We start from the raw sequence: 24,592 nt of genomic DNA, 5'->3' as shown, positions 1-24,592 counted from the left end.
TCATTATTTTTAGTGAATATTTGTAGATTCATCCAAAAACTGCAAGGCCAAATAAAGATTAAACAAATTCGAAACGGATTTTAGATCAAACTTTGTGAACTCCTCTATTTTCTTCAACCGATAATGAAGAGTATTAATATGAATATGCAATTCTTTCGCTGTTTGTTTCATCGATAGGTTGTTCGCAAAAAGGGCGTTCAAGGTGACAAATAAATCCTTTTGATTGAGTATAGGCTGGAGGACACGGCGGATAAATTCTTCTTTTGTCGAAGCACCTATTTCTTGCAAGCAAAGTTGCAAACGCAAATCTTCTTCAAACACAATACTGTTTGATTTCATTGCACTCATCAGCGCTTTTTCAGCACAGGCCACTCCCCTTCCCAATTCCTGTGGGTCGACGATTGCCCCAACACCGATAGAGACGGGTATTTTCCAGGATTGCTCCATAAATGTTTTTACTTGGTGTAGCTTAACATACAAATCCTCTTTTCTTAGAACTTGCTCCCCGTGTAAAAGCAAAAAACGGTCATTTCCCCATTGGATCATCAAGTCATTTCCTGTATGTTCTCCCCAGGCAAATTCTAATTGCCCAAGACGATCAAATATATAAGCCGGTTCGGTATCCAATTGAATAAAAACGGGCAATCGTCTCATCTGTAAATCAACTTTTAGTACATGGGCCCGTTCTAAAAATTCCGGTGACCATTCCTTTCTTTGGATCCAATCGAGTACAAGAGATTCAATCATTCTTGAACGCCATTGCGTTTGTTCTGAATAATAACTTTCACGAATGAATAGCTCCGTCATCTTTTGCAGCAGCTCACCGAAAGGTAACGTATCCTCAGGGTCTCCTGTAATACCAATCACCCCGATCACTTGTCCATGGAACATAATCGGTAAATTAACCCCCGCTTTTACACCCTTTAACTTTGGAACGTCCTCTTGTGTAATGATCACTTTTCTCCGTTCTTGTACACACAGCAGCGCACCTTCATGATACTGTCCGATTCGCTCTTCATCAGAGCTAGCAACAATTTCCCCATCTGTATTCACAATGATAAAATCTTTATCCATAAGTTTTTTCACTTCATCGATAATTTTATTGGCGAGGATCGTTGATAACAATGGACTCACTCCTTCCTATTATCCGGAGACAGACCTCCTTCTCGGAGCAGATCGATAAAAACCTCCAGTGCCTTCGTTTGAAAAGGGGATTTGGTAATCAGCGAAAACTGCCGGGCAAATGGTAACCCTTTTATATTTAAGATGTGCAAATCTTTATTCTTGATCTCTTTTTGAATCGCCCATTTGGATAACAAGCTAATCCCTAGTCCTGCCTCGACCGCTTCTTTAATCGGCTGGGTACTGCTAAAAACGATTTGTTTCTTTGGAGAAAATAAAAACTGACGGAACACTTTTTCAGTAGCCTCTCGTGTGCCTGATCCCTGTTCACGAACGACCCATATTTCTTCTTCTAAATCGCTAATGGTGACCACTTTTTTTCTTGCCAATCGATGATGAGCGGAGGCGACAACCACCATTAAGTCCTCTGCGAACTTCTCCTCTAGCAATTCCTTATCTTTAAACCTTCCTTCGACAATACCTATATCCAATTGGTGGCTTGTGACTAACTCTGCAATTGTCGCTGTATTGGCAATTGTAACAGAGGGATCAATTTCAGGATACTTTTGTTGTAAAACGGTTAAAACATGCGGTAACACATATTCGCCAAACGTATAGCTTGCTCCAATTGTAAGCTCCCCCTTCGCTTTATGCGTCAAGTCGTCTACTAAATGTTGCATTTTTGTATAGAGCCCTAAAATTTCCTTCGCATGATGATAGACAATTTCTCCCGCTTTATTCAGTTGCACATATTTATTCGTTCGCTCCAATAGCCTTATACCAATATTCTCTTCAAAGGCACGAATATACTGGCTCACTGCCGGTTGCGTCATATGCAACTCCTCTGCAGCTCGAGAAAAATTTTGTTTTTCAGCGACCATCACAAACACTTGCAAATACTGATCCATCGGTCTCTTCACACCTTTATAACGTTTACTTATCATTATGATTATAACTAATTATTTTACTTATATAAAGGAGCTCCTTATGATGATCTCAGGAGGTGTTTGAGTGAGTTCCCTCACACAAAAACAAGTAGCAGAAGAGAATCTAGCTGGTAAATGGATCGCTGGAATAGCTTTCACTTTTTTCATCGCCCTTTTAGGCTATATATTAGCAATGGTTCCTGGATTTGACCGTGTTGGGCAATTGGCATGTGCCATTATTATTGCTGTCATCTACCGACAAATTTTCGGCTATCCCGAAACGGTTCGAACAGGGATTACCTTTTCATCGAAAAAACTATTACGTCTCGCCATCATTTTATATGGTCTTAAATTAAATATTGATGTTGTTTTACACGATGGACTCGGGTTACTCGCACGCGATGCCCTTGTCATTACCTTTGCGATTCTGTTGACCATTTGGCTGGCAAAAGTGCTAAAAGCCGATAAAATGATCTCACTTTTACTAGGAGTTGGTACAGGAGTATGTGGGGCTGCAGCCATTGCCGCTGTCGCACCTATCGTGAAATCAAAGGATGAGGACACCGCCATCGGGGTTGGAATTATCGCTTTAATGGGAACGGTATTTGCGATTGCGTATACGATCTTAAGACCCTTTCTTCCTTTAGAAGCATTGGATTATGGGATTTGGTCGGGGATTAGTCTGCACGAGCTTGCCCACGTTGCGATTGCAGCAGACCTTGCAGGGAAAGACGCTCTTGCCATTGCCTTACTGGCGAAATTAGGGCGTGTATTTTTACTTGTCCCGATTTGCTTTATTTTTATTTTTATGATGAAACGGAAAAATAAAGACTCTGAGCAAAATGCCAAGGTTGAATTCCCATGGTTTTTGCTTGGTTTTATCCTCTTAAGTATATTGGGAAGCTATGTATTTGGCCATTCGATTCCTGTATCAGATACGGTGATGCAAGGCATTTACACGATCACAACCTGGTTACTCACGGCGGCTATGGTCGGACTTGGACTGAATGTAAGCTTAAAAGACTTGCGTTCTCGCGCATTAAAACCACTCATTGCCATGACCGTTACATCGATTTGTCTTTCGATTTTAGCCTACTTTATTGTGTAATAAGAAAAGCGCAAGCGCCCGTTTAGCGACGTACAAACTTTTTAGGGGCCTGACGAGATAAAGGAAACACGATGAACCCGAAGGGTGAATCGATGTTGACTTATCGTAGGAAGGCACCGAAAGTTTGCTAGTCGCTGGGCGCTGGAGCTAGATCCAACATTAGCCAAAATTTATACTTTCCTATCCTGTTAAGAAAAGCGCAAGGCGCCCGTTTAACGGATGAACGGCTAAGTTCGCGCCGTCCTGGCGCAACGCCGTTCTGACCAACATCCTGTTGGCCCGCGACAAGCAAATGTTCTGAGACAAGAAAAGTCCGGTCTTGACTTTTATTGTCTCAGGTTATTTGACCTCGAGCCGATGGCGCCTGGAGCTAGATCCAAACATTAGCCAATTTTTATACTTTCCTATCCCGTAAAAAAGGAAGTGCCGTGAACTCTGACACTTCCTTTTAAACATTCATGATTCGCTTGCTACTGACTTCTCTTTTTCAGGACCTTCCTGATTAGATTCATTCAATAATTTTCTAACCGGTATGGCAATCGAAAGATCCTCATCATCTAGTATAGATATAATGTTCAAATTGATTTCTTCCTTAATATCTAAGTACTCTCCCCAGTTTGTAGTTTTCGTAAAAAAGTAAAGCATCAGCTCATAGCCATTTTCTTTAAATTCATCAAATTTAACAAAAATCGTCTCGGGATGAACACCAGGATGATTCCTAAGTAACTCCTCCATTTTCCGGGTTGTTTTTTCAACCTTTTCTCTTGAAGTATGATGAGGTAATCGTAGCTTAAAAGAGATTTGTCTTTTCTTCATCTTACTCCAATTCGTAATCGCCTCATTCGCTAGAGTGGAATTCGGAACTGTCACTACCGCATCGGCGAATGTGCGGATTTTCGTACTGCGAAAGGTTATATCTTCTACCGTTCCTTCTACTGTTGGGGTTAAAATCCAATCACCAATCGTAAACGGCTTTTCCGTTATAATCACGACACCGCCAAATAAATTCGCCAATGCATCTTTTGCTGCTAAAGCAAACGCTAATCCTCCTATGCCTAACCCAGCTACAAATGTACTGACATTATATTCAAACTCTTCCGCAATCACCGCAATCGTTATCGCCACAATCATAAATCGAAGCGACTTTGATAATAGCGGAATGAGGATCTCATCAATATTAAAGTTGAACTTTTTACTTATTTTTTTAAATAGAGTGGAAGAAGAATCAGCTAGATTAAATAGCCCCCATCCTACTAGATAAATAATAGCCGCTCTCACCAAATGGAGGAATAAAGGATTGGTCTTGTCTAAATAAGGAAAATAGGCAACCGCAATGTAGAGGCCAATAATAATAAATAACCATTGCATCGGTTTTTCAAAAGCTCTGACAATATTTGAAAAGAGTTCCCCAGGAACTTTTTGCGTCAGCTTAAAAAAAAAAGCAAATACATATTTGGTAAAAACCTTTCTTAAAAATAAAAAGAAAAGAAAGGCAATGATTGCAATCGCAAGTGATTTTAAATTCTCAAAAGAAAAATAATGTTGCCAAGTATTCCAGAACATCTTAAAGATGAACCTCCTTAAAATACCAATATGTAGCATGATAACACATCAAGCATTTCATTCCCAAAGAGAAACCATTCTTAATCAAACGTTTGATTAAGAATGGTTTCCACTTGTATTTGCAGAAAACGGAAGCCCCATTAGCTTTGCCATGATTTTCGGTAAATCCGTATTCTCATGTAAACCGCTAAAGTTTTCAGCGCCTGGCCCATATGCGTATAAGGGGACATCTGTACCTGAATGTTCATAGGTCGTCCAACCCATTAACGCTCGTTTCGAAAGAATCCGATTAATCGCTCGTTCTGGATTCTTCGCACGTTGAATCTTTTGTTCCTCTACGTTCGTTAACTCGATATTTGCATACTTCTTTACAATTTTTTTGCTATTACTCTGCTTCTTATTCAATTGACCAGCCATATACTGTCCTGTTGCCTTCATTTGCTGAAGCATCTTTACATTGGCAGCATACTGGTCATATCCCCCAACCGACAATCCACCGGTATCATGGTCACCCGCAATCACCACTAATGTCTGTTGATCCTCTTTAGCAAATTCTAATGCCTTTTTGACAGCCTCTTCAAAAGCTTCAATATCTTTCATCGCCCAAGCCGCATCATTGGCATGCCCAGCCCAATCAATCTGTCCCCCCCTCTATCATCAAGAAGAATCCATTCTTTTCCTTTTTAAGAAGCTGGATTGCAGCCTCCGACATTTCCGCAAGACTTGGCTCCTTTGTTGTATGACGGTCCAATTCAGGTTTCATTGCTCCCTCTGCAAATAATCCTAACAGCTTGTTGGCAGAATTTGATTTTAAGAGAGCCGCTTGATTGGTCACGAGATGATAACCATCCGCTTTTGCCTGTTTCAATAAAGCTTTTGGAAAATACTTTTTCCCTCCCCCTAAAAGCACATCCACCTGATTTTCTAAAAGCTGGGGAGCAATTTCTGCCTCCATTTTTCGATCCTTCACATGGGAGGCAAAAGCCGCAGGTGTGGCATAGGTAATTGTAGTCGTCGTGACCAAACCAGCCTTTTTGCCATTGGCTTTGGCCGTTTGTAAAATTGTTGGCAGTCGATCGCCTGTCGGGGACATGGCAATCATCCCATTATTTGTTTTCTGTCCTGTTGCCATCGCCGTTCCACCAGCAGCAGAATCGGTCACAGCCGAATTAGCGGAATAGGTGCGATGCATCCCAACCAGCATCTCATCCATAACAGATTGTTCTCCTTTGTACCAACGATAACCAGTGGCATAATCAGTAGAGAAACCATCCGGAATCATGAAAATCACATTTCTTACCGGAGCTTCCTCTGCCTGTACAAGCGCTTGATTTGGTAAAAAGAGGAGCATTCCAATAAAAATGAACAAAACCATAATCGTTCTCTTATTTTTCATTTTCTCTCTCCTTGAAAAAAATTGGAAGAACAGTAAATCTCTCGGATGGAAAAAATACGCTCGCTTAACCACGATTTACGATCGGATAGATAAAAATACGCTTGCATAACTGATTTACTCTGATAGTTCGATTTCCATCATCCGATGCAGTATTTACTTTTAGGTAAAATACTCAAGCTTTGCTTCCGGAAAAAAGCGTTCAATATAATTTCCTAATGTGTCCTTAATATCTTCCTGCTCGGCATCTGTGTACACATATTTGCCAATTCCATATCTTCCCCACTTCCACTTTCTCTTTGCTTCATCCAATTCTAGCTTTGTCATCGGGTAGTTTTCTTGAATAACCCGTTTGGCTGGTTTCGTGAAACGATGCTGAATCATTTCAAATGTTAAATCTTTTCTTGCGCTTGCCGGTAGAGCGTCATCCAGCTTTTCGAACATTTCAAGATAGCCTTCTTTCCAACCTTCATGTAAATAGATGGGGGCAATAATAAAGCCTAATGGAAATTGAGCTTCTGACACTTTTACGGCGGCTTCAATTCTTTCATGGAGCCTTGATGTTCCAGGTTCAAAATATTTTATAATGTAATCATCATTGATGCTAAAGCGGAATCTTGTTCTTCCTTTATGTTCGGCATCAAGCAGATGATCGACATGGGCAAACTTGGTCACGAAGCGAAGCTGGCCATATTCTGAACGACCAAAAAACTCAATCGCTCTTTTTAATGAATGGGTTAAATGATCAATCCCAACGATATCCGAGGTACAGGAAGCTTCAAAACGGGTGGCTTCAGGTGCCCGCTCCTCCATATACTCTTCGGCGGCCTCAAAAATTTCATCCACATTCACATAGGTTCGAATATAGGGTTTACTTCCCATCGTTGTCTGTAAATAACAATAATGACAATGTCCCATACATCCAGTGGCCAAAGGGATGGCATATTCCGCGGATGGTTTAGAAGTATCAAATTTCAATGTTTTCCTTACTCCAACAACTAAAGTTGATTTAGCAATCCGGTACTTCTGAAAATGATTCTCTCCTGGCAAATTTCGAATTTGATTATGGGAGGTCGTGTGACGAATCTCAATCCCCATCTTTTGGAATTTTTCAATTAGCTTTTTTCCAAGTGGATACTCCAAAGCTTGGGGTTCGACATAAACAAGTTGGGGAACAAAGGGCTTAACCATAGAAATCCTCGACTTCTGAAGTGCCAAAAGCTTCTTGGTAGGCCGCTTCTGCCTCATTTTCTGTTTTATAAATGGCAAACTCCTCTGATAGCGGATAATATGTCTCGTGTAAAAATAACGCTAATTGATAAGGATTTTCCGGATTCTGAACAACAGCAGCCTGTTGGACATTGGCCACACTTTGCGCATGGGGATTACGTACGATAATATAGACAATTTCGCCTGGACGATAGTGCTGATTCACATCCATTTTGTTCACCTTTCTCTCCATATAGTGTCCTTATCTTCTCACGAAAATTTGCTTTTATTCGATGATTCATCTACTAACTCACGCTAATAACTTCCAGTTTGACAAAATCTTTTTAAAATCATAAAGAATGACGACATGGCGAGAGGTTCACTAAGCTCCATTCACAATTGTCAAATTTTATTCACCACACAAAAAAACACCCTACATACACGGATGTTATCACCACAATTCTTCTATTTTAAATATCATATCTGTTATATTTTTCTTACTCCTGCTTAAAACCTACCGTTCCTTCTAATGCTTCAAGTGTAACAAAAACACATCCTACATTTTCAGATATTTCAAGACAAGTGTCTAGAGCAAATAATAAAAGCATTTTTCCATATCCTTTATTTCGGTTTTTCCTATTAACACCCATATAGTGTAAACGAATAGAAGGAAACATTTGCTTGTCCATCACTGCTTTTAAGTCCCACCCATGCGCTTTCCTCTTACTTCTTGGTACTGTTACATGGTCCGCAAATAAAGTAAATATAACCTATTAACTGATCTTTATCGATCCTTATAGAATACAAGATGTGTTTTGGCTAAATTTTGTTCATGATAATGTAGAGCATGTTCTTTCAAAAATAATTCTACATCTGGCTGATCTTCACAGAACTTGATATCGAGAAGAGATTTTATCCATTTCCAATCATTTATTCCTATTTCCTTGAGTTCTAATCCTTCTAATACTTTCCATTTCCTTTCTCATCTGTTTTAAAGAAGGTTTATTCGTTTTTCCTTTTTGATAGGCCCATTTAATAAATTCTTCCCGCTCTTTTTCATCATCAAAATGAACTTCAAGAGGCTTAATTTCTCTAATTGCAGACATATCCCGTTCCTCCTCGTTACATTTACACATATACTTCTCATCCTTTTTGAACAGTATACGTGCTTGTATTCTCTTTGTTGTATCTATTATACCATCCTTATTATATAAAGGGTCCATTGATGTAAAGATGCACATTATTCCAGCCGAAATCGACGATTTTTGGCCAAATTAAGCCGGATTTTTCACAAAGAAGAATTGAATCACAGACCACCCGTTCAACGGGTGGTTTGACTCAGCCCTGTAAGGGCATGTTACTGGCAACGCCTTAAAGGCGTAGTTTCGCAAGCCGGTCATTGTCCTTAATTGTTCATTTTATCTTCTATCATGTCTGCTTCAGTTTGGTTTTTTATATACTTTTTAATTACCTCTTCATTTCTTCCTACTGTATCCACATAATATCCTCTTGCCCAAAAGTGCCTATTCCCTTTCTTCTTGTATTCCGGATGCCTATCGAATATCATTAACGCGCTTTTACCTTTTAAATAACCCATAAATGTAATTTGTAACCTTTTTGGACTCACATACGTCAAATTAATTGAATAAAACCAGAGAGGGGATAAAAAGTGAGCAAATTTTTGTGGCTTATCATTCTTTTAGTACTTCCAATATATGGTTGTGGTAATAATGAGGTATCAAATGGAACCTCTGCAAGTTTTGCTTATGAAAAGTCCATAGTTTTTAATGGAAACTTATATGTTGGCCAAGATGAAGAGGTGAATAAGATTGAAAGGAAAATTGGAGTTATTAATTATTATTCCGACAAAGAGGAGGAGTATTCGAATAAAGATAACTCTTCAAATTATTATGACTCTGGAACAAATATTTATGAGATTTCCGGCATGGATATAAGTAAGGCAATTGCAATTGAAATTTCAAACGGACATTATATTAAAGCTATAAATGAGGAAGAAATTAAATAAAATGCCCAAATAACTTCGGGCATTTTATTTAATACTATTTCATTTTACCTTTTAAAGTTTTTTCAGTTAACTTTTCACTGTCCTTTAAATATTTAAACTCCCCGTTTTTTAGCTCATCGACAAAAATAGAAGAATTATCATTAATCAAGGAATAGGATCCATTTTCTTCTTTCTCAAAAAGCAAAATAACCTTACTTCCTTCCTCTAACGGCGTACTTTCATCTGAGATAACTGTTGCAAAAGAATCGCTTCCTCCTAACTGATCAAAAATAATTTCTTGATTTTCCAAAGATTTATCGCCTTTAAGAACATCTTTAACAAAAACACTTCTTTCTGTTCTATAAGTAACAAAATCTTCTGGATCAGCTTTTTTTAAATCACTTTTCTCAGTAACTGTTCCTTCTACAATAAGATCAGCAGTTGATACAATTTCTTCAATAGATCTATAGCCAACTGAATAACTAGGTTCCAAGATTACAAAGTTTTTAGACATAGAAAGACGAGCATCCTGTTCTATTAATTCTTGTTCTTCATGAATGGACAACGTTCCAAGTGTTCCGTAAATATTCTTTATTGTGGAAGTATCTTCTGATGTAGGGGATTGATGCTTTCTCGCTAAAGTACCATCTGTATAAAATGTAGCAGACATCATTACCGATGAAGTCCTATCATTATGGGCCAATCCTAAGGCATGTCCAAATTCATGAGTAGCAACACCATTAATTATATCAGTAGTATATTTTGATTGTGTTGTATAATAGGTGTTTAACCAAGTTCTCATTCTAGTAAAATTATTAGATGAATTCCAAGAATATTCAGCAGTACCATCCCAACTTACCTTCCCAGCATTTTTATTTCCTGCCCTAAAATCTCTACCACTACCATTCCCCATTAATACATGGTTTGAAGCATTCCATCTACTCTTTGCTGTATTCCAGAAACCCTGATAGGCAGAATTGGTTCCGTCATTATAATAATTAATGATGGGTGAGCTCCATTGTTTTCCGTTTTTTCCAGTGGCTGCATCTGCATTATTTGATGTGATTCCCAAACTTAAAAAGACGATTGCTAGCACTATAAGCAGTTTACTTAATTTCACTCCAATCCCGTCCTTTATAATATAATATTTTATTGAAGACTCTATTGGTAATAATTCAACCCAAATTAAAAACTCCCTTCAATAAATTTTTAAAAAATACCATTAATTACTTTTGCTTGCCTAGAAGCCTCGAAATGACGTACAGAACTGTTGTATACAGGGTAAAAAATCGGAATGGACGGGATTTGTGATTACAGCCATCCAAGTGTACCACTTATGACATAATATGTACCAGTGAAGACAGAGAATTCACCACCAAATGACATGATCTTTACCCACTCTAAAAGTAGAAGTTTCATGATTTACACATATACTTCACATCCTTTGAACAGTATATGTACTTGTTGTATTCCCTTTGTTGTATCTATTATAACAGCCTTATTATATAAAGGGTCCATTGGGATTACTTTTTTAACGACATGCTTACTATTGATTTATTTAAAAATACAATGGCTTTATTAACATACTCGCACAACGCTAATAACTTCCAGTTTGGCAAAATCTTTTTAACCAATCATAAAGATGAAAGGAGAATGCAAATATGGCGAGAAATAATAGGATTTTGGTCCCTGAAGCGAGGGAACAATTGGATCAGCTTAAAGTCAATGTTATGAAGGAAAAAGGCTATCAAGTCGAGGCCAATCATCCTGAAGACATAAAATATGAAGTAGCAAAAGAACAGGAAATTCCCTTAAAAAAAGGCTATAATGGTCAACTTACCTCTGAACAGGCGGGAAAAATCGGCGGACCTATTGGCGGGAATATGGTGAAGGAAATGATCAAAATGGCGCAGCAACAATTAAATAATAAAGAGTAAAGCGGTGTCTGGCACGCCTCGAATATTGTTGAAAATTCCCGGTCAACACTTTAAGGAAATACAAAATGAGAGGGCTGTCCAATATTGCGATTTTATCGCCGATTGGATACCCCTTTTCTTATTATGAAACAGCCTTCAAACCAGTAACACCAATCACGATTAAAAGGACACTAATCATTCTTGCACGATTCCTTGGTTCACCAAAGAAGATCATATTCACGAGGACGGCGCCGGCTGTGCCGATTCCAATCCAGACGGCATAGGCTACACTCACTTGTAAATAATCAAATGCCTGATATAAAAAAACGAAAGAGGCTCCAAATCCGCCTAGATAAAGGACCCCGTTTTTCCATGTTTTCTTTTGACTATACATTTTTAAGCCTAGTGTTCCGCAAATTTCACTTACAGCCGCTAAAAAAACATATACCCAACCCATTCTAAACCGTTCCTTTCTCTTCTTCCCGATCTGCTAAATTTAATCCAATGACGCCAGCAACTAAAATCATGATAAACAGAATCTTTGCAACACTAAATGTTTGCCCAAAGAAAAAGATATCCATTAAAGCTGTACCTACTGTTCCGACTCCTGCAAAAGTTGCATAAACAGACCCTGTTGGAAGTAACTCGCAAGCTTTCGTTAAAAAGTGAAAATCAGTAAAAATAAATAATAGAATAAAGAACCAATGCCACCATTGATGTGCTGTATTAAATCCATATATCCAAATCAATTCGAAAAAACATGTTAAAGTGACATACACCCATGCTTTATTCAATTTTTACTTCTCCTTTTTTGTGAATGAATGTCAGTCATTTTTATAAAAACTTATTTCTCCTCATCTTATTCATTCGCTAGTCTTTAACACCCAAAGCATGGATTAAAAAAGAATGGACTTCTTTCTTTTGAATCTCGGCCTCCTGCACTTGGTTAGTGTCATATAAAAATATTTGCTCTGCCGCTGATTCAACAAGACCAATCACTAACTTGGAAACCCGTTCCGTGTTGACAGTCTCGCGAATAGTCCCATTAGCCTGTGCCTTTTTCAAAAACTGACTCATCCATTGGTAAAAAGGTTCATAGACCGCTTCCCACTCTTGTATATGTTCTGTTGTCGCCATACCCGCATAAATCATCGCCAGCATTTCATGGTAATTCTCCGCAACCGAAAAAATAGCATCGATCACTTGTGTAAGCTGTACTGAAAAGTCCGCGTCTTCCTTTACTTGTGCTCGAACTTCATCCATATTTTTCTCCACCATCACCTCGGCGATCGCAGGCATCACAGCCAATTTAGAAGAAAAATACAAATAATACGTCCCTTGCGCGATGCCAGCTAATTTCACAATATCCGAAATCTTGGTCTTCTCAATCCCCTTTTCCCGAAAAACCTCAATGGCCGCCTGAACAATCCGCTCGCGCTTATTCATTTCCTTCCTCTCCTTAACGCCCGCAGGCAGCAGCGAAATACAGAACTTACTAATTAGTGCAGGCGAAGCGACAGCACGCCGCTGCTTGAACCTGTCGATAGGATGTTACATTTTTAAATCTTTAATCTATGACTGATTATCAGTCATTTTACCATAAAAAGTATATGCCTGTCACGCCCAGAATATTGCCGAAAAAATAGCATTTAAGAAAAGCGCAAGCGGCTTGTTCAGCCCCGACAAGCAAATGTTCTGAGCCAATAAAAGTCCGGTTTTGACTTTTATTGGCTCAGGTTATTTGACCTCGAGGGGCTAGGCGCTGGAGCTAGACCTAGCATTAGCCAATTTTCTTTCTTACCTTTTAAAAAAGCCGGTTAGAAGTGGCAGGCCCACATAACCGGCTTTTTCATTTCTACTATTCCTTCATCGGTAAATCAAACAGAACAGATTTTTCTTTGAAAAGTTTTTTTGCTTGTTCATCCGCCAATGGGCCGATCTCTAATTTCAGTTCCTTGAAAATACTAAATTCATCTTCACGCATCAAGAACACCGCCAGCCCTTCAAATGTATCTCCAGGCTCTACGCTTCCTCTTACCGTTGGCTCCAGCATGCCTTGGGATAGCATCGTTCCGCGGTCATCTACATGCAATTTTTTTCCGATGAGGGACTGATCAAAGGCTGTGTCACTATTGTTTTCAATTGTAAATTTCGCTGTCAAAGCGACCAATGTCCCATCACCAAAGTTTGTAAATCTTTCTTTATTTCCTTCCGTAGGGGTAATATTCGCATATTGCACCCCATTCAATGTCACTTTCACCTTATCAATTTCTTTTGTTTCATTGATATCTTCTTTCGAGAAAAATAGTTCTTTTTCTGCTATTGTATCTGAGACCATTTTATCTTGATAAAGATTAGCGGTTTTTTCCGCCTTCTCTTTCCCTTCATCCGACAATGGTAGTGGAATGACGGCCTGTTCCCCAATCCGGTCACTCACATCATCGCCACGCCATAATGCATCAATTTTTAAAATAGGCAGCTTTGATTTTTCGAATTGATCTTTCGTCAGCATGAAAGCATCCATACCTGTGAAGGATTTTCCGGCTGAATAGAGCGAAGCATCCTCAGTAGATTCATCTTTCAACCATTGTTCACGATCCACTAAAGACGGTCTCCTTATAATATTTTCTGTCGCATCATCTGATAGTAAGGAAAGGCCTCCAGCATAACTGACATCATCCTCAGACTGATTATTAAGCATCAATTTTAAAGTCAACACATAGCCTTCATCCTGATCATCAAAGGTGGATTTTGCAGACTCATTCATATTTGTGACATGAACAATTTGATATTCATCAATCGTCATACTTACCTTGTCACTAAACGCATGGGAAAAACCCGGATTTTTGTTTGTGAAAACAACTTCCACTTCTCCACCTGTTTCCTCTTCGATATATGGATTTAGCATGTCTCCATCATTTTCTTCATCTGACGATTTTTCTTTATTTCCAGATGTATCTTTAGAATCATCCTTTCCTTTCGCTTGATCATCTTCCTTATTTTGAGCTTGTGTTCCTTTGTCTTCATTAGACGTTTGTTTCGCTTCCCCTTTATCTTTGCCACCACAAGCCCCTAATAACAAAAGGGCTAAAATAGACATTAGTATTAAAAATTTCTTCATATTCACTCCCCCTGCCTTACCTATTTAAAAATTAAACACGAATTTCATCATAGCACTTTCGAGCTCATCTCTAGAGTTTTTTTCCAGATTTAAATCTTTTATCCTATAAAAAAGTGAAAAAAGTTATAGATTTATCTACACTCCTTTTTGTTACGGGTGATAAAAGTACCAAATCTTTAGTCCTTCCTTTTTTACAATGTAAATAAATAGACATGAAATAAAGAGATTTTATAAAGAAAAACCCTAAACCCCGCAGTTTAGGGTTTTTTTCATAAAAAGATGTTATAATGGATTTATATATTACAACGAACGATTTTAGCGTCATGAGGTGTACTTCTTGAAATGGACAAATAAGCTTATTCAAACGATAAAAATCGGATTTCCAATTGTATTATTGGTTTTGGCAGGGATCGAACTAAGCGAAATCGTGCGAAATACAAATTTTCATTTGCTGCGAATTGAAATAATAAATATGAATGATTTCTTGATTCTGTTCCTTTTCATTGCTGCACTTTTGGCTGTTTCCCCCATGTTTTTGTACGATATCATCCTGTTAAGCGCCATAAACATTCAACGTTCACTTAAAACGACAATCAAACAATCGTTTATTGTGAATACTGTTTCCAATTTTATCGGATTTGGTGGAATTGCAGGGTTAATGCTTAGAAGTTATTATTATGCTGCTTATCAAAAAGACAAGATTGAGTTTTTTAAAAATATTACTTCTGTTACCCTTTTTTCCTTAACAGGTATGTCTGTTTTAGCTTGGGTCGTTTTAATCGGTTTTCGGGACTTTCCTTTATTTTCAGAAGTACCCTTGTCCATTTTGATCGTCACTGTAATGGGCATTTACTTACCCATTATGATTGGCTTCCATCTATTTCAGCAAAAAAAAGGAAAGGGTTCCCTTATCAACTGGACAACTGGCACTAAGCTCGTTTTGTCATCTTTATTAGAGTGGTCCGCCATCTTTATCATTATTTGGCTTATTACCTATTCCTTAAATATCCCGATCGAAATGTCGCGACTGCTACCTGTCTTTATTGTCGCTACATGTGCTGGCAATCTTAGTATGATTCCTGGTGGTATGGGGTCTTTTGATGTCGTTTTTCTCTGGGGAATGGAAAGTTATGGCATTCAAGATGAAAAGATTCTCGTCTTACTTATCTTCTATCGCCTAAGTTATTATGTGTTTCCTTTTTTATTATCTGCTGTTTTATTTGTGATTGATTATTGTTCTAAAAAAAGGCAATCGGTGAGGGAAAAATTTAGCTAGAAAGCATGAAGCTCACTATAGCATCCTTTCAGAAAAAAAAGGCCCCTACCAAATAGCAGAGGCCTTTTTTCCATTGATTATTTTCTTCGTACTCTCTTTGTTTGCTTTAATTCCTCTAAGGTTGCGCAACCAATCCCAAACATGGCCATTTTCAATTCTAACTCCCGTGTTTCCATCATGCGCATAACATCCTCCGTAGATTGGGTAGCTTCCTTCAAGATTGACCGGCCAAAGCCGACCATATCCGCTCCAATGGCGAGAGCTTTCGCTGCATCTAAGCCTGTTCTCATGCCACCACTTGCCACAATCGGTTGCTCTTCGATATGGTCACGTACAGAGACAACACAATGGGCTGTTGGAATGCCCCATTCACTGAATGCTTCGGCAGCCTCTGCTTTTACCTCGTCTTTTGCCCGGAATTTTTCAACTTGACTCCATGAAGTACCGCCTGCTCCCGCTACATCAATAAAGGCAATCCCAACATCGGTTAATCTCTTGGCCGTTTGACCGTCAATACCCCAGCCTACTTCCTTCACACCGATAGGAACATCTAACTTTTGGCAGAGCTTTTCCATTTTTCCTAATAGATTTTTAAAATTCGTATTTCCTTCTTGTTGAATGACTTCTTGAATGCTGTTTAAATGGAGAACAAGCATATCAGCATCCGTAATCTTGATAATTTCGTTACATTCCTCTACACCAAATCCGTAATTTAACTGTACAGCCCCAAGATTGGTGATGATCGGAATAGTAGGGGCATATTTTCTCACTTGAAAAGAGGAATGATGCTCTTTGCTTTCAATTAAGGCACGAGTGGAACCAAGCGCTAGAGCCCATCCTCTTTGTTCCGCCGCTTCCGCAAGATGACGATTGATCGTTTCCGCCAGAGCGGCGCCGCCTGTCATGGAACTAATCAAAAAGGGTGCTTGGCAAGAATGCCCTAAAAAGCTTGTCTTTAGATTGATTTCCGCAAAGTCGATTTCAGGCAGGGCATTATGGACGAAAGAAATATGCTCAAAACCAGTGGAGATGTTTTCCCCCGTCACCTTCTCATTTAACGTGATCTCAATATGTTCAGATTTTCTTTTATGTATCGAATCAGACAAAATGACACCTTCTTTCTGTTTTAAAAATTGGACTATCGAACCGTAAGAAAAGCGCAAGCGCCTTGGTCAGCCCCGACAAGCAAATGTTCTGAGACAAGAAAAGTCCGGTTTTGACTTTTATTGTCTCAGGTTATTTGACCTCGAGGGGCTAGGCGCTGGAGCTAGATCCAAACATTAGCCAATTTTTGCTTTCTTACCTTTCAAGAAAAGCGCAAGCGCCCGTTTAGCGACGTACAAACTTTTTAGGGGCCTGACGAGATAAAGGAAACACGATGAACCCGAAGGGTGAATCGATGTTGACTTACGCAAGCAGGCACCGAAAGTTTGCTAGTCGCTGGGCGCTGGAGCTAGATCCAACATTAGCCAAAATTTATACTTTCCTATCCTGTAAAAAAAGATGAGCCCCTTCAGGGGAAACCTGAAGTGACAAAGGGAGTAGCTGCTTTTCCTGCCACTTCTTACGTAGCTCTCGGGCCGCCTGTTCGCCTTCTACAAACGCAATTCCACAATCCCCGCCACCAGCACCCGAAGATTTACCACTCCCATATTTTTCAGCCACTTCAATTAAAGCCTTAATTTCCTTTGTTTCAATGCCTGCTGCTGCTTGTTCATCCAAACGCATCAAGGCTTCACGGTTTTCTCTCAGAGCAGCGATCGCACCTTTACCATCATTGGCTTCGAAGCTCTTTAATAAGCGAGTGACGGCATCTCTGCTTTGTTGTAAAAAGTCTTGATAAAAAATCGGATGGGTGTCTTTTAATTGATGAACCTTTTGAACCATTGGGCCTGTTGCCGCAGTTCTTCCCGTCCAACCAACACAAAGCTGAAGAGAGGTTGGAGGTGAGACCTCTTGAATAAAAAGCCCTGGCCAAGTTTCGTCGATCAGTTTGGTAATTGGAATACTTCTTATTTTTCCCATCAACCAATCAGAATCGAAAGTTGAATAGGAAAGCCAATGGCCAAAGGCGGCCGCCGCAATATCCGCACATGACCCATTTCCTTGGGTTTGATAGTGGGCAATAGCAGCTAATTTAAAAATACGCCTCTTAAAAGAGCGATCCAGATCAAAACGATAAAAATGCCAAAAAGCGGTGATCACTGCTACAACAACAGCGGCACTGGAACCTAGTCCATATTTTCTCCCGGAAGGATCATCCAGTTCACTCGTTATCGTTAAACGAAATGGGATGGGCATTCGCTTTTGCTCTTGAAGAAATTGATGCCAAATCGTGATAGCCGCACGGATAAAAGCAAGTTTTGGATGCGAATTCCAAAGAAACTGATGATCCGCCTCCTCCCATGACAGCTTTTCCATTTCCCATTGCGGAAGGTTTATTTCGTTCTTATCACTTGATTCTATCGCAGCCGTTATGTAACGGTCCACTGCTACGACAATGGACGGCTGGCCCGGTTCCGTGACAGCATATTCTCCAGCAATCAAAAGTTTCCCAGGAACTTTTATTTGAAGGCGTGAGTCAGACACATTCTCCCCCCTTTCATCTTTAAAGGTACGTTATACCACTTCCCGGATGACAAATAAACACATCTTTCACAAGTGGAAGTGACTTTAAAACCTCGCAGACTTTCTTTTGATCGTGAGGCTCACATAACACTTTGACATTCGGACCAGCGTCGATTGTAAAATAGGCTTGAATGCCTTTCTTTCTCAATTCCAGAACTTGTTCCATCACATCAAAGGTCGCACTCTGCCAATACATAAAAGGCGGATTTGCCCCTAAAGTTGTCGCATGCATCTTCATGGCATTACTTTCCGTAACCCTTCCTAACTTTTCAAAATCTCGATGATGAATGGCTTCCTTGGCCAATTGCATATCGATCGGAACGGCTTCTAGCCATCCGGAATAAAAGGGAGAAGTCTCGACCGTTCTCTTCATCCCTTCTCGACTTAATACTTTCTTTTTCTTTGACTCCACTAAGACGGACAAGATAGAAAGATCCCATTCATGTGGCTGTAAAATCGGAATCGCATATGAGTCAGAACCATCTAACCTTTCGCCCTTTCGCCATTCTACAAACCCGCCATAAATGGACCGGCAAGCTGAGCCAGATCCTTGTCTCGCCAAAATGGAAAGCTGTTGGTGATTCAGCGCTAGTCCTGCTGCCTTTGTCGCAGCAGCCGCCAAAGCCGCAAAGCCAGAAGCAGAAGAAGCAAAGCCTGCTGATGTTGGGACTTGGTTGACTGATTCTACAGTAGCATACCATTTTTCCTCCATTTGCATCCGGACTTTATCCAAGAAACGGCTGATTTTATTGGCTTCCTCCTCCCCTTCCAGCTGACCATTTAACCAAAATACATCCTTTTCAAGATCTAAATTCCATCGAACCGTTGTCGTCGTAGAAAGCTGATCTAATGTAATTGAAAGACTGCTATTCATCGGCAGAAAAAGTTGTTCATCCCTTTTTCCCCAATATTTAATCAAAGCAATATTCGTGTTTGCCTTAGCGGTAGCCTCCATCCTAACACTCCTCATGAAAAAACTAATCTATGATATAGGCCGTTGTGTTTTTCGCTCATTCAAAGCATGGGATGGTCCTCATAAAAAAACTCATTCTACAATATAAGACCAAGTTTGCGTAGCACCATTCCTTTGCAGTTCTTCCGCTAAAACCTTGGCCTGTTCAAGACTGGATGCAAGAGCAATGATGCACCCGCCCTTTCCTCCGCCTGTTAATTTAGCTCCTAGGGCTCCAGAGTTTTTCGCGATATGAATAAGTTGATCTAATCCCGCATCACTCACACCTAGTTTCCTTAATTCCCGTTGGGCTGCATCCATCATTTTTCCCACCAAGAGGAAATCTCCTTCAGCTAAAGCCTCTTTTGTTTGAATCGTAAAATCACCCAGTAAATCAAGCGATTGCTGGACACCAAATGGAGAAGCGAGTCTCCTTTTTCGAATCGATTCTACTGCCTCTACTGTTTCACCCATTCGGCCCGTATCCGCCACAACGAGATGAAGAGGTCTACCAATTTTAATTGGGAACCCCTCTCCTTGCTCAAACCATATTGGAACATCACTAGCAGCTGCAGCTGCATCGATTCCACTTGGGTTCCCATGTGCAAAGGTTTCAGCCATATGGACGAACTCTAGGAGCTTTACTTTCGATAATTCTTGTTCAAAGTAACGGTATAAGCTTCTCACAACGGCAATGGCGCTGGAGGCACTTGAGCCCAATCCACGTCCAATCGGGACAGAGGATTCAATTTGAATATGTAATCCTTCTGCAGGCTGCTGTAAATGTTTTAATGTTGCTGCAATACAGACAGCCATCCCTTTTAACATGTTTGGCGCCTCTTCTAAATAACCAGTGAAATAATGGCAATCAAGAACGATGCTGCCAGAAATCTCAACTACATGCGATCTCACCTCAAGTGTTGGAAAAGGAAGAGCAATCGCTGGTTTCCCATATACGACAGAATGCTCGCCAATTAAAATGATTTTACTATGGGCACGGCCGATCGCTGTCTTTTTTTGAATCGTCATCATTTGTTACCTCTCTTGTGTTGGAATGGCCCTTTTCCATTCAGCTGCCTTATAAGTACGTGTTCGAAAAGAAGGATAAAAAGGACCAAGTCGGCTATAAAGGCGATGAGGGCAGGTCACTAAGGCGTGGCGATTGTTATCACAAATTTAGCCTTTGACAAGCTGTGACCCTGTTCACTCCGGCTTCTAAGCTTATTGATATTTATTCAATACTTCTTCCATCGCTTGATTCAAAGCTTTGACATCTACTTTTTGAACCGCTTGATCATGAACTCCATAGTTCTTTTTCAATTCCAATATCCGCCGGACACTATCATCGATTCTATCTTCACTCCATTCGCCTGCCTCAACCGCCTGGACAATCGCATCAATTGCAGCAGTGGCATGGTCATACCCATGGGCGATTAAGATTATATCACTTCCTGCTTTGACAGACTGCACAGAGGCTTCGCCTATATCATAATGTTTGGTAATGGCCTGCATGGTCATATCATCCGTCATCACTACCCCTTTAAAATGAAGCTGTTTTCTTAGCAGGTCGGTGATCACTTTTTCAGACATTGAGGATGGGTAGGTTGGATCCATTTTCGATAATAAAATATGGGCTACCATCACAATATCTGCTCCCTGGTTGATTGCGTTTTGAAACGGAATGATTTCCAGTTGCTTCATCTCTTCCATGGATTTATCCATCACAGGTAAATCTAAATGGGAATCAACAGCCGTATCTCCATGTCCGGGAAAATGCTTGATGACTGACATGATGTGCTGCGACTGGATCCCCTTCATTGTTTCGATTCCCAAACGACTAACAACCTTAGCATCGTTGCCAAATGAACGATCATTAATCACAGGATTATTCGGATTACTATTAATATCGAGGACAGGGGCGAAATCGAGATTAAAGCCAAATGCCTTTACCTGTTCCCCAAGAAGCTGCCCGATTTCATAGGAAAAAGTTGGTTGATTGATCACGCCAATCTCCTCATTCGTTGGGAGCTTCATGACCTCATCCGGGAACCTTGAGATCCTCCCTCCTTCTTGATCCACACCTAAAAGGAGTGGGAATGGATTTTGCTCGTTAGCCGCTTTTATATCATTTAAGAGTGTGATCATTTGCTTTGTATTTTGCAGATTCTCTGCATAAAAAATCATCCCCCCGACTTGATGAGTGCGGATAAACTCTTCTGTCTCCTGATCCATTACAGTGCCCGAAACACCGGCAAAGATCATTTGGCCCACTTTTTCGCGTAGATTCATTGCTTTTAGCTGCTCGGAAATGTTCTCCTCAGCCCGGAGCTTTTTCTTCCTGTCGGAATAAACGGAAATATGATCCACAACAGGATTGGCATCACTTTTTGTCGGTTTTGGCAAAATCCATTTTAGTTGCTCACTTTCCGTCACTTGATACACAAGAATAATTTGATCCACATTGTTATCCTGATAGGAACGAGTCTCATTCGGCTCACCTTTTAGCCTTTTAATTTCATCCAAATGAATAGACTGCAAGTCCTGATGATAGGAACGCACATCAAACACTCGATCCATTTGATACCCGATTGTGAATTCCCCAGTACGATAACTCTCATACCGTCCATCTGCAATAGAATCCGTCTTTTCGGGATCTCCCCAACTTGTATGCACCTCTTCAAGAGTCGATTCCCCCGCAATAAAGGGAGCATTGGGTACTTTCCCCCTCTTCGCCAGCGTGAAAATATCTTGAATCAAGGCCGCCTCCTTATTCTTTCGATCGACTTTAGCAGGTCTATCTTGCTTGTCCTCAGGCTGTATAGGACGTTCCTGCCTATCTTTCCATGTAAAATAAGCCACCATACCAACCAGAAGAACGGCCAAACAAATAAGCACTTTTCTCGTCATATAAACCATCCCTTATATCCAGCTTTGTCTTTGTACTATACTACTCATCTTCTTTCAATAAAACCCTTTTTCAAGAGGATGTTCAAAAAGTCCAGTAAAAAAGCAGCCTTAGAGAGTCAATTTTGTTCTAAGCAGGAAAGTCAACTCCAAAAACGAACGCATCCATTGTTTGAATTTATAGGGAGTTCGATCTAACAAAAAACAAGCACGCATTGACTTTTTTAACCTCTTTTGGTACAGTGACAATAATTAAAAACGGAAGGGTGACCCAATTAGATGCGAAACTAATCCTATTTGTTGAAAACAATCGAGCGAAGCATTTGAGTGAACAGATGAACATATCTGTCTCTTTCCTCATGTCTTCAAACGATCTTTTCAGAATAGGATGGGTTTCGAACGATTGGGCAAAAAGGGAGTCGTATCTCTTTTTGTTATGCTCAGCTGCCTCCTATTCTGAAAAAGTAGGAGGCTTTTTTGTCTCCAAAATACGAATACTGGAGATGATACAATGATGTTATTAGAAGCAATCGATCTACAATATTATGTAAAGGATCGCCTATTAATAGAAGCGGAGCATTTACAAATTCAGGAAAAAGACCGGATCGGTTTAGTTGGAAAAAACGGAAGTGGAAAAACGACCTTATTGGAACTTTTGGCACAGGCAAAACAACCGGAGTCGGGAAGGGTTCACTCACATGCTAAATGTGAACTATTGCCTCAATTAAAAAATACAAATACGACCCAAAGCGGCGGCGAAGTGACACAGGAGTATATCAACCAGGTGCTAGCCAAAAGGCCTGAGCTTTTATTAGCGGATGAACCGACAACGAATTTAGATACCGACCATATCGAAAAATTAGAAAAGCAATTACAAAGATGGCAAGGGGCGTTGGTCCTTGTGTCCCATGACCGTGCGTTTTTGGATTCCCTTTGCACCACGATCTGGGAATTGGAAGAGGGACAAATCAAAGAGTATAAAGGCAATTATTCTAATTACGTCGAGCAAAAGGAATTGGAACGCCGGCAGCAGGAAAGCGCTTATGAGCAATATGAACGGAAGAAGCAACAATTAGAGGAAGCACTCGTATTAAAAGAACAGAAAGCTGTTCGTGCCACAAAAACCCCCAAGAACTTAAGTGCTTCTGATGCTAGGATTAAGGGGGCAAAACCCTATTTTGCCAATAAGCAAAAAAAGCTTCGTCAAGCAGCAAAGGCGATTGAAACAAGATTGGAGAAATTAGAAAAGGTTGAAAAAGTGAAAGAATTACCTGCCATTAAAATGAATTTGCCGAATGAAGAAACCTTCAAAGGCCGGATTATTTTAAGGGTAGAGGATGTGGCCGGTATGGTCGGGGAACGAATACTTTGGAAGGAAGCTCATTTTCATGTGAAGGGTGGAGAGAAGCTCGCGATTATCGGCCCGAACGGCAGCGGAAAAACGACACTCGTAAAGAAAATCATCGATCAGGAGGAGGGAATCCACTTCTCCCCTTCCGTTAAAGTCGGCTATTTTAGCCAAAATCTGGACGTATTGGATGTTGATCAATCGATTTTAGAGAATGTTCGCTCTACTTCAAAGCAAGAGGAAAGCTTTATTCGAACCGTACTGGCGAGATTGCATTTTTTTCGAGAAGATGTGTATAAAAAGGTGGCCGTCTTAAGTGGAGGAGAACGTGTGAAAGTCACTTTCGCCAAATTATTTGTCAGTGATATTAACACGATTATTATGGATGAACCAACAAATTTCCTTGATATTCAGGCTGTCGAAGCGTTGGAATCCTTGCTTCAAGAGTATGAAGGCACAGTCATTTTCGTATCACATGACCGGCGTTTCATCGAATCGATTGCGACCCGAATTTTGGCTATCGAACAGCAAGAATTACAGCTTTTTGATGGAACATATCAGGAATACAAACAAGCCACATTCCAAACGGAACGGGATTCTACTGAAGACAAACGTCTTCTGCTTGAAACAAAAATTTCTGATGTGCTTAGTCGACTAAGTATCGAACCTTCAGAAGCGCTGGAAAGGGAATTTCAACAGTTGTTAGCGGAAAAAAGAAAATTAGAAACAGATTCGTAGGAAAGCGCTCCATCATATCCGTGGTATAATAACGATCACGGATATGATTTTTAATGACATGAAAAAACTTTCATTTGAGGAGGAAAACTCTATGTTTTTCAAACCAAATAAACATCATAATCAAAAAAGTGTTTATATTGCCCTTACGGTTATTTTTATTTTTTGGGGCTCGTCCCTTCTCATTAATTCAATCTTTGAAAAGGTCCACGGACAGCCACTGATCTCAAGCTCTATCGTTCTAATTTCAGGATTAGCGCTTTTCTTTATTATAGAATTTGTGCTTACCCGTTTCATCAAAATAAAATAAACCAAACAATCTAATGGAGAAATTAATCGTTCATTTTGATCTTTGCATAAGTAAGACATCCAATTTTGTTTCGACT

At 39.9% G+C, this 24,592-nt stretch carries 25 protein-coding genes and 1 pseudogene; 6 read left to right on the top strand and 20 right to left on the bottom strand.

Going from position 1 to position 24,592, the window contains the following annotated elements; genetic code table 11:
• Positions 1-9: 9 nt before the first annotated feature.
• Together MUB24_RS04215 and MUB24_RS04210 are read right to left on the bottom strand one after the other, a co-directional pair.
• Complete coding sequence (locus MUB24_RS04215) at positions 10-1,125, bottom strand: CdaR family transcriptional regulator (RefSeq protein WP_244701655.1); 1,116 nt, start codon at positions 1,123-1,125, stop codon at positions 10-12.
• A gap of 5 nt (positions 1,126-1,130) precedes the next feature.
• The gene (locus MUB24_RS04210; protein WP_244701653.1) at positions 1,131-2,030 is read right to left on the bottom strand and encodes a LysR family transcriptional regulator; all 900 of its coding nucleotides are present in this window, start codon (positions 2,028-2,030) and stop codon (positions 1,131-1,133) included.
• A gap of 103 nt (positions 2,031-2,133) precedes the next feature.
• Between MUB24_RS04210 and MUB24_RS04205 the strand changes: the two genes are divergently transcribed.
• Positions 2,134-3,156 (top strand): YeiH family protein, encoded by a 1,023-nt coding sequence (locus MUB24_RS04205; protein WP_244701650.1) that lies wholly within the window; start codon positions 2,134-2,136, stop codon positions 3,154-3,156.
• 456 nt (positions 3,157-3,612) lie between these two features.
• Here MUB24_RS04205 and MUB24_RS04200 read toward each other — a convergent pair whose 3' ends face one another.
• From MUB24_RS04200 to tnpA, 8 genes and pseudogenes are all read right to left on the bottom strand, one after another.
• Positions 3,613-4,719 (bottom strand): mechanosensitive ion channel family protein, encoded by a 1,107-nt coding sequence (locus tag MUB24_RS04200; RefSeq protein WP_244701648.1) that lies wholly within the window; start codon positions 4,717-4,719, stop codon positions 3,613-3,615.
• A 96-nt stretch (positions 4,720-4,815) separates the two neighbouring features.
• Positions 4,816-5,319, bottom strand: coding sequence for an alkaline phosphatase (locus MUB24_RS23180; protein ID WP_280516860.1), 504 nt, complete (start codon positions 5,317-5,319; stop codon positions 4,816-4,818).
• Between the two features lie 34 nt (positions 5,320-5,353).
• On the bottom strand, positions 5,354-6,115 hold the full coding sequence (locus MUB24_RS23175; protein ID WP_280516859.1) for an alkaline phosphatase: 762 nt from the start codon (positions 6,113-6,115) through the stop codon (positions 5,354-5,356).
• A gap of 159 nt (positions 6,116-6,274) precedes the next feature.
• Positions 6,275-7,303, bottom strand: coding sequence for a spore photoproduct lyase (gene splB, locus MUB24_RS04190; RefSeq protein WP_244701646.1), 1,029 nt, complete (start codon positions 7,301-7,303; stop codon positions 6,275-6,277).
• Positions 7,296-7,553: a transcriptional regulator SplA domain-containing protein gene (locus tag MUB24_RS04185; RefSeq protein ID WP_244701722.1), complete on the bottom strand. Its 258-nt coding sequence runs from the start codon at positions 7,551-7,553 to the stop codon at positions 7,296-7,298. Before MUB24_RS04185 ends, splB begins: the two co-directional genes overlap by 8 nt.
• 265 nt (positions 7,554-7,818) lie before the next feature.
• Entirely contained in the window at positions 7,819-8,013 is a 195-nt protein-coding gene (locus tag MUB24_RS04180) for a hypothetical protein (protein WP_244701644.1), read from the bottom strand.
• Between the two features lie 234 nt (positions 8,014-8,247).
• Positions 8,248-8,427, bottom strand: coding sequence for a hypothetical protein (locus MUB24_RS04175; RefSeq protein ID WP_244701642.1), 180 nt, complete (start codon positions 8,425-8,427; stop codon positions 8,248-8,250).
• 299 nt (positions 8,428-8,726) lie between these two features.
• Positions 8,727-8,942: pseudogene (gene tnpA / locus MUB24_RS04170) on the bottom strand (IS200/IS605 family transposase); the annotation flags it as partial.
• Positions 8,943-8,990: 48 nt separating this feature from the next.
• On the opposite strand from tnpA, the gene MUB24_RS04165 reads away from it, so the two are divergent.
• The gene (locus MUB24_RS04165) at positions 8,991-9,347 is read left to right on the top strand and encodes a hypothetical protein (protein WP_244701640.1); all 357 of its coding nucleotides are present in this window, start codon (positions 8,991-8,993) and stop codon (positions 9,345-9,347) included.
• A 34-nt stretch (positions 9,348-9,381) separates the two neighbouring features.
• On the opposite strand, the gene MUB24_RS04160 is transcribed toward MUB24_RS04165, so the two are convergent.
• A complete protein-coding gene (locus MUB24_RS04160; RefSeq protein ID WP_244701638.1) occupies positions 9,382-10,446 on the bottom strand; it encodes a matrixin family metalloprotease in 1,065 nt (354 codons plus the stop codon).
• A gap of 541 nt (positions 10,447-10,987) precedes the next feature.
• Between MUB24_RS04160 and MUB24_RS04155 the strand changes: the two genes are divergently transcribed.
• The gene (locus MUB24_RS04155) at positions 10,988-11,263 is read left to right on the top strand and encodes an alpha/beta-type small acid-soluble spore protein (protein ID WP_244701635.1); all 276 of its coding nucleotides are present in this window, start codon (positions 10,988-10,990) and stop codon (positions 11,261-11,263) included.
• Positions 11,264-11,384: 121 nt separating this feature from the next.
• Here the strand turns inward: MUB24_RS04155 and MUB24_RS04150 are convergent, their stop codons facing one another.
• The 4 genes from MUB24_RS04150 to MUB24_RS04135 all read right to left on the bottom strand — a co-directional run bounded on the left by MUB24_RS04150 (position 11,385) and on the right by MUB24_RS04135 (position 14,363).
• Positions 11,385-11,699: a DMT family transporter gene (locus tag MUB24_RS04150; protein ID WP_244701633.1), complete on the bottom strand. Its 315-nt coding sequence runs from the start codon at positions 11,697-11,699 to the stop codon at positions 11,385-11,387.
• A 1-nt stretch (position 11,700) separates the two neighbouring features.
• Positions 11,701-12,036: a DMT family transporter gene (locus tag MUB24_RS04145; RefSeq protein WP_244701631.1), complete on the bottom strand. Its 336-nt coding sequence runs from the start codon at positions 12,034-12,036 to the stop codon at positions 11,701-11,703.
• A 76-nt stretch (positions 12,037-12,112) separates the two neighbouring features.
• Positions 12,113-12,688 (bottom strand): TetR/AcrR family transcriptional regulator, encoded by a 576-nt coding sequence (locus MUB24_RS04140; RefSeq protein ID WP_244701629.1) that lies wholly within the window; start codon positions 12,686-12,688, stop codon positions 12,113-12,115.
• Positions 12,689-13,100: 412 nt separating this feature from the next.
• Positions 13,101-14,363: a DUF5068 domain-containing protein gene (locus MUB24_RS04135; RefSeq protein WP_244701627.1), complete on the bottom strand. Its 1,263-nt coding sequence runs from the start codon at positions 14,361-14,363 to the stop codon at positions 13,101-13,103.
• 337 nt (positions 14,364-14,700) lie between these two features.
• On the opposite strand from MUB24_RS04135, the gene MUB24_RS04130 reads away from it, so the two are divergent.
• Positions 14,701-15,639, top strand: a complete 939-nt coding sequence (locus MUB24_RS04130; protein ID WP_244701625.1) for a lysylphosphatidylglycerol synthase domain-containing protein — start codon at positions 14,701-14,703, stop codon at positions 15,637-15,639.
• Between the two features lie 77 nt (positions 15,640-15,716).
• On the opposite strand, the gene fni is transcribed toward MUB24_RS04130, so the two are convergent.
• From fni to nagZ, 5 genes are all read right to left on the bottom strand, one after another.
• Positions 15,717-16,745 (bottom strand): type 2 isopentenyl-diphosphate Delta-isomerase, encoded by a 1,029-nt coding sequence (gene fni, locus MUB24_RS04125; protein WP_244701622.1) that lies wholly within the window; start codon positions 16,743-16,745, stop codon positions 15,717-15,719.
• A 370-nt stretch (positions 16,746-17,115) separates the two neighbouring features.
• Complete coding sequence (locus MUB24_RS04120) at positions 17,116-18,228, bottom strand: phosphomevalonate kinase (protein WP_244701619.1); 1,113 nt, start codon at positions 18,226-18,228, stop codon at positions 17,116-17,118.
• Positions 18,229-18,247: 19 nt separating this feature from the next.
• Positions 18,248-19,222, bottom strand: a complete 975-nt coding sequence (gene mvaD, locus MUB24_RS04115; protein ID WP_244701616.1) for a diphosphomevalonate decarboxylase — start codon at positions 19,220-19,222, stop codon at positions 18,248-18,250.
• Positions 19,223-19,312: 90 nt separating this feature from the next.
• Complete coding sequence (gene mvk / locus MUB24_RS04110; RefSeq protein WP_244701614.1) at positions 19,313-20,251, bottom strand: mevalonate kinase; 939 nt, start codon at positions 20,249-20,251, stop codon at positions 19,313-19,315.
• A 189-nt stretch (positions 20,252-20,440) separates the two neighbouring features.
• Entirely contained in the window at positions 20,441-22,126 is a 1,686-nt protein-coding gene (nagZ, locus tag MUB24_RS04105) for a beta-N-acetylhexosaminidase (protein WP_244701612.1), read from the bottom strand.
• Between the two features lie 508 nt (positions 22,127-22,634).
• On the opposite strand from nagZ, the gene MUB24_RS04100 reads away from it, so the two are divergent.
• On the top strand, positions 22,635-24,209 hold the full coding sequence (locus tag MUB24_RS04100; RefSeq protein WP_244701610.1) for a Vga family ABC-F type ribosomal protection protein: 1,575 nt from the start codon (positions 22,635-22,637) through the stop codon (positions 24,207-24,209).
• Between the two features lie 91 nt (positions 24,210-24,300).
• Positions 24,301-24,516 carry a hypothetical protein gene (locus MUB24_RS04095; RefSeq protein ID WP_244701607.1) on the top strand — a complete coding sequence of 72 codons (216 nt, stop codon included), beginning with the start codon at positions 24,301-24,303 and terminating at the stop codon, positions 24,514-24,516.
• Positions 24,517-24,592: the final 76 nt, after the last annotated feature.

Origin of the sequence: Lederbergia sp. NSJ-179 (assembly GCF_022867885.1) — a bacterium.
In the GTDB taxonomy this organism is placed as follows: Bacteria; Bacillota; Bacilli; order Bacillales; family Bacillaceae_C; genus Lederbergia.
The sequence above is the reverse complement of the archived record's forward strand: the minus strand, read 5'-3'. Positions and strand labels throughout refer to the sequence as shown.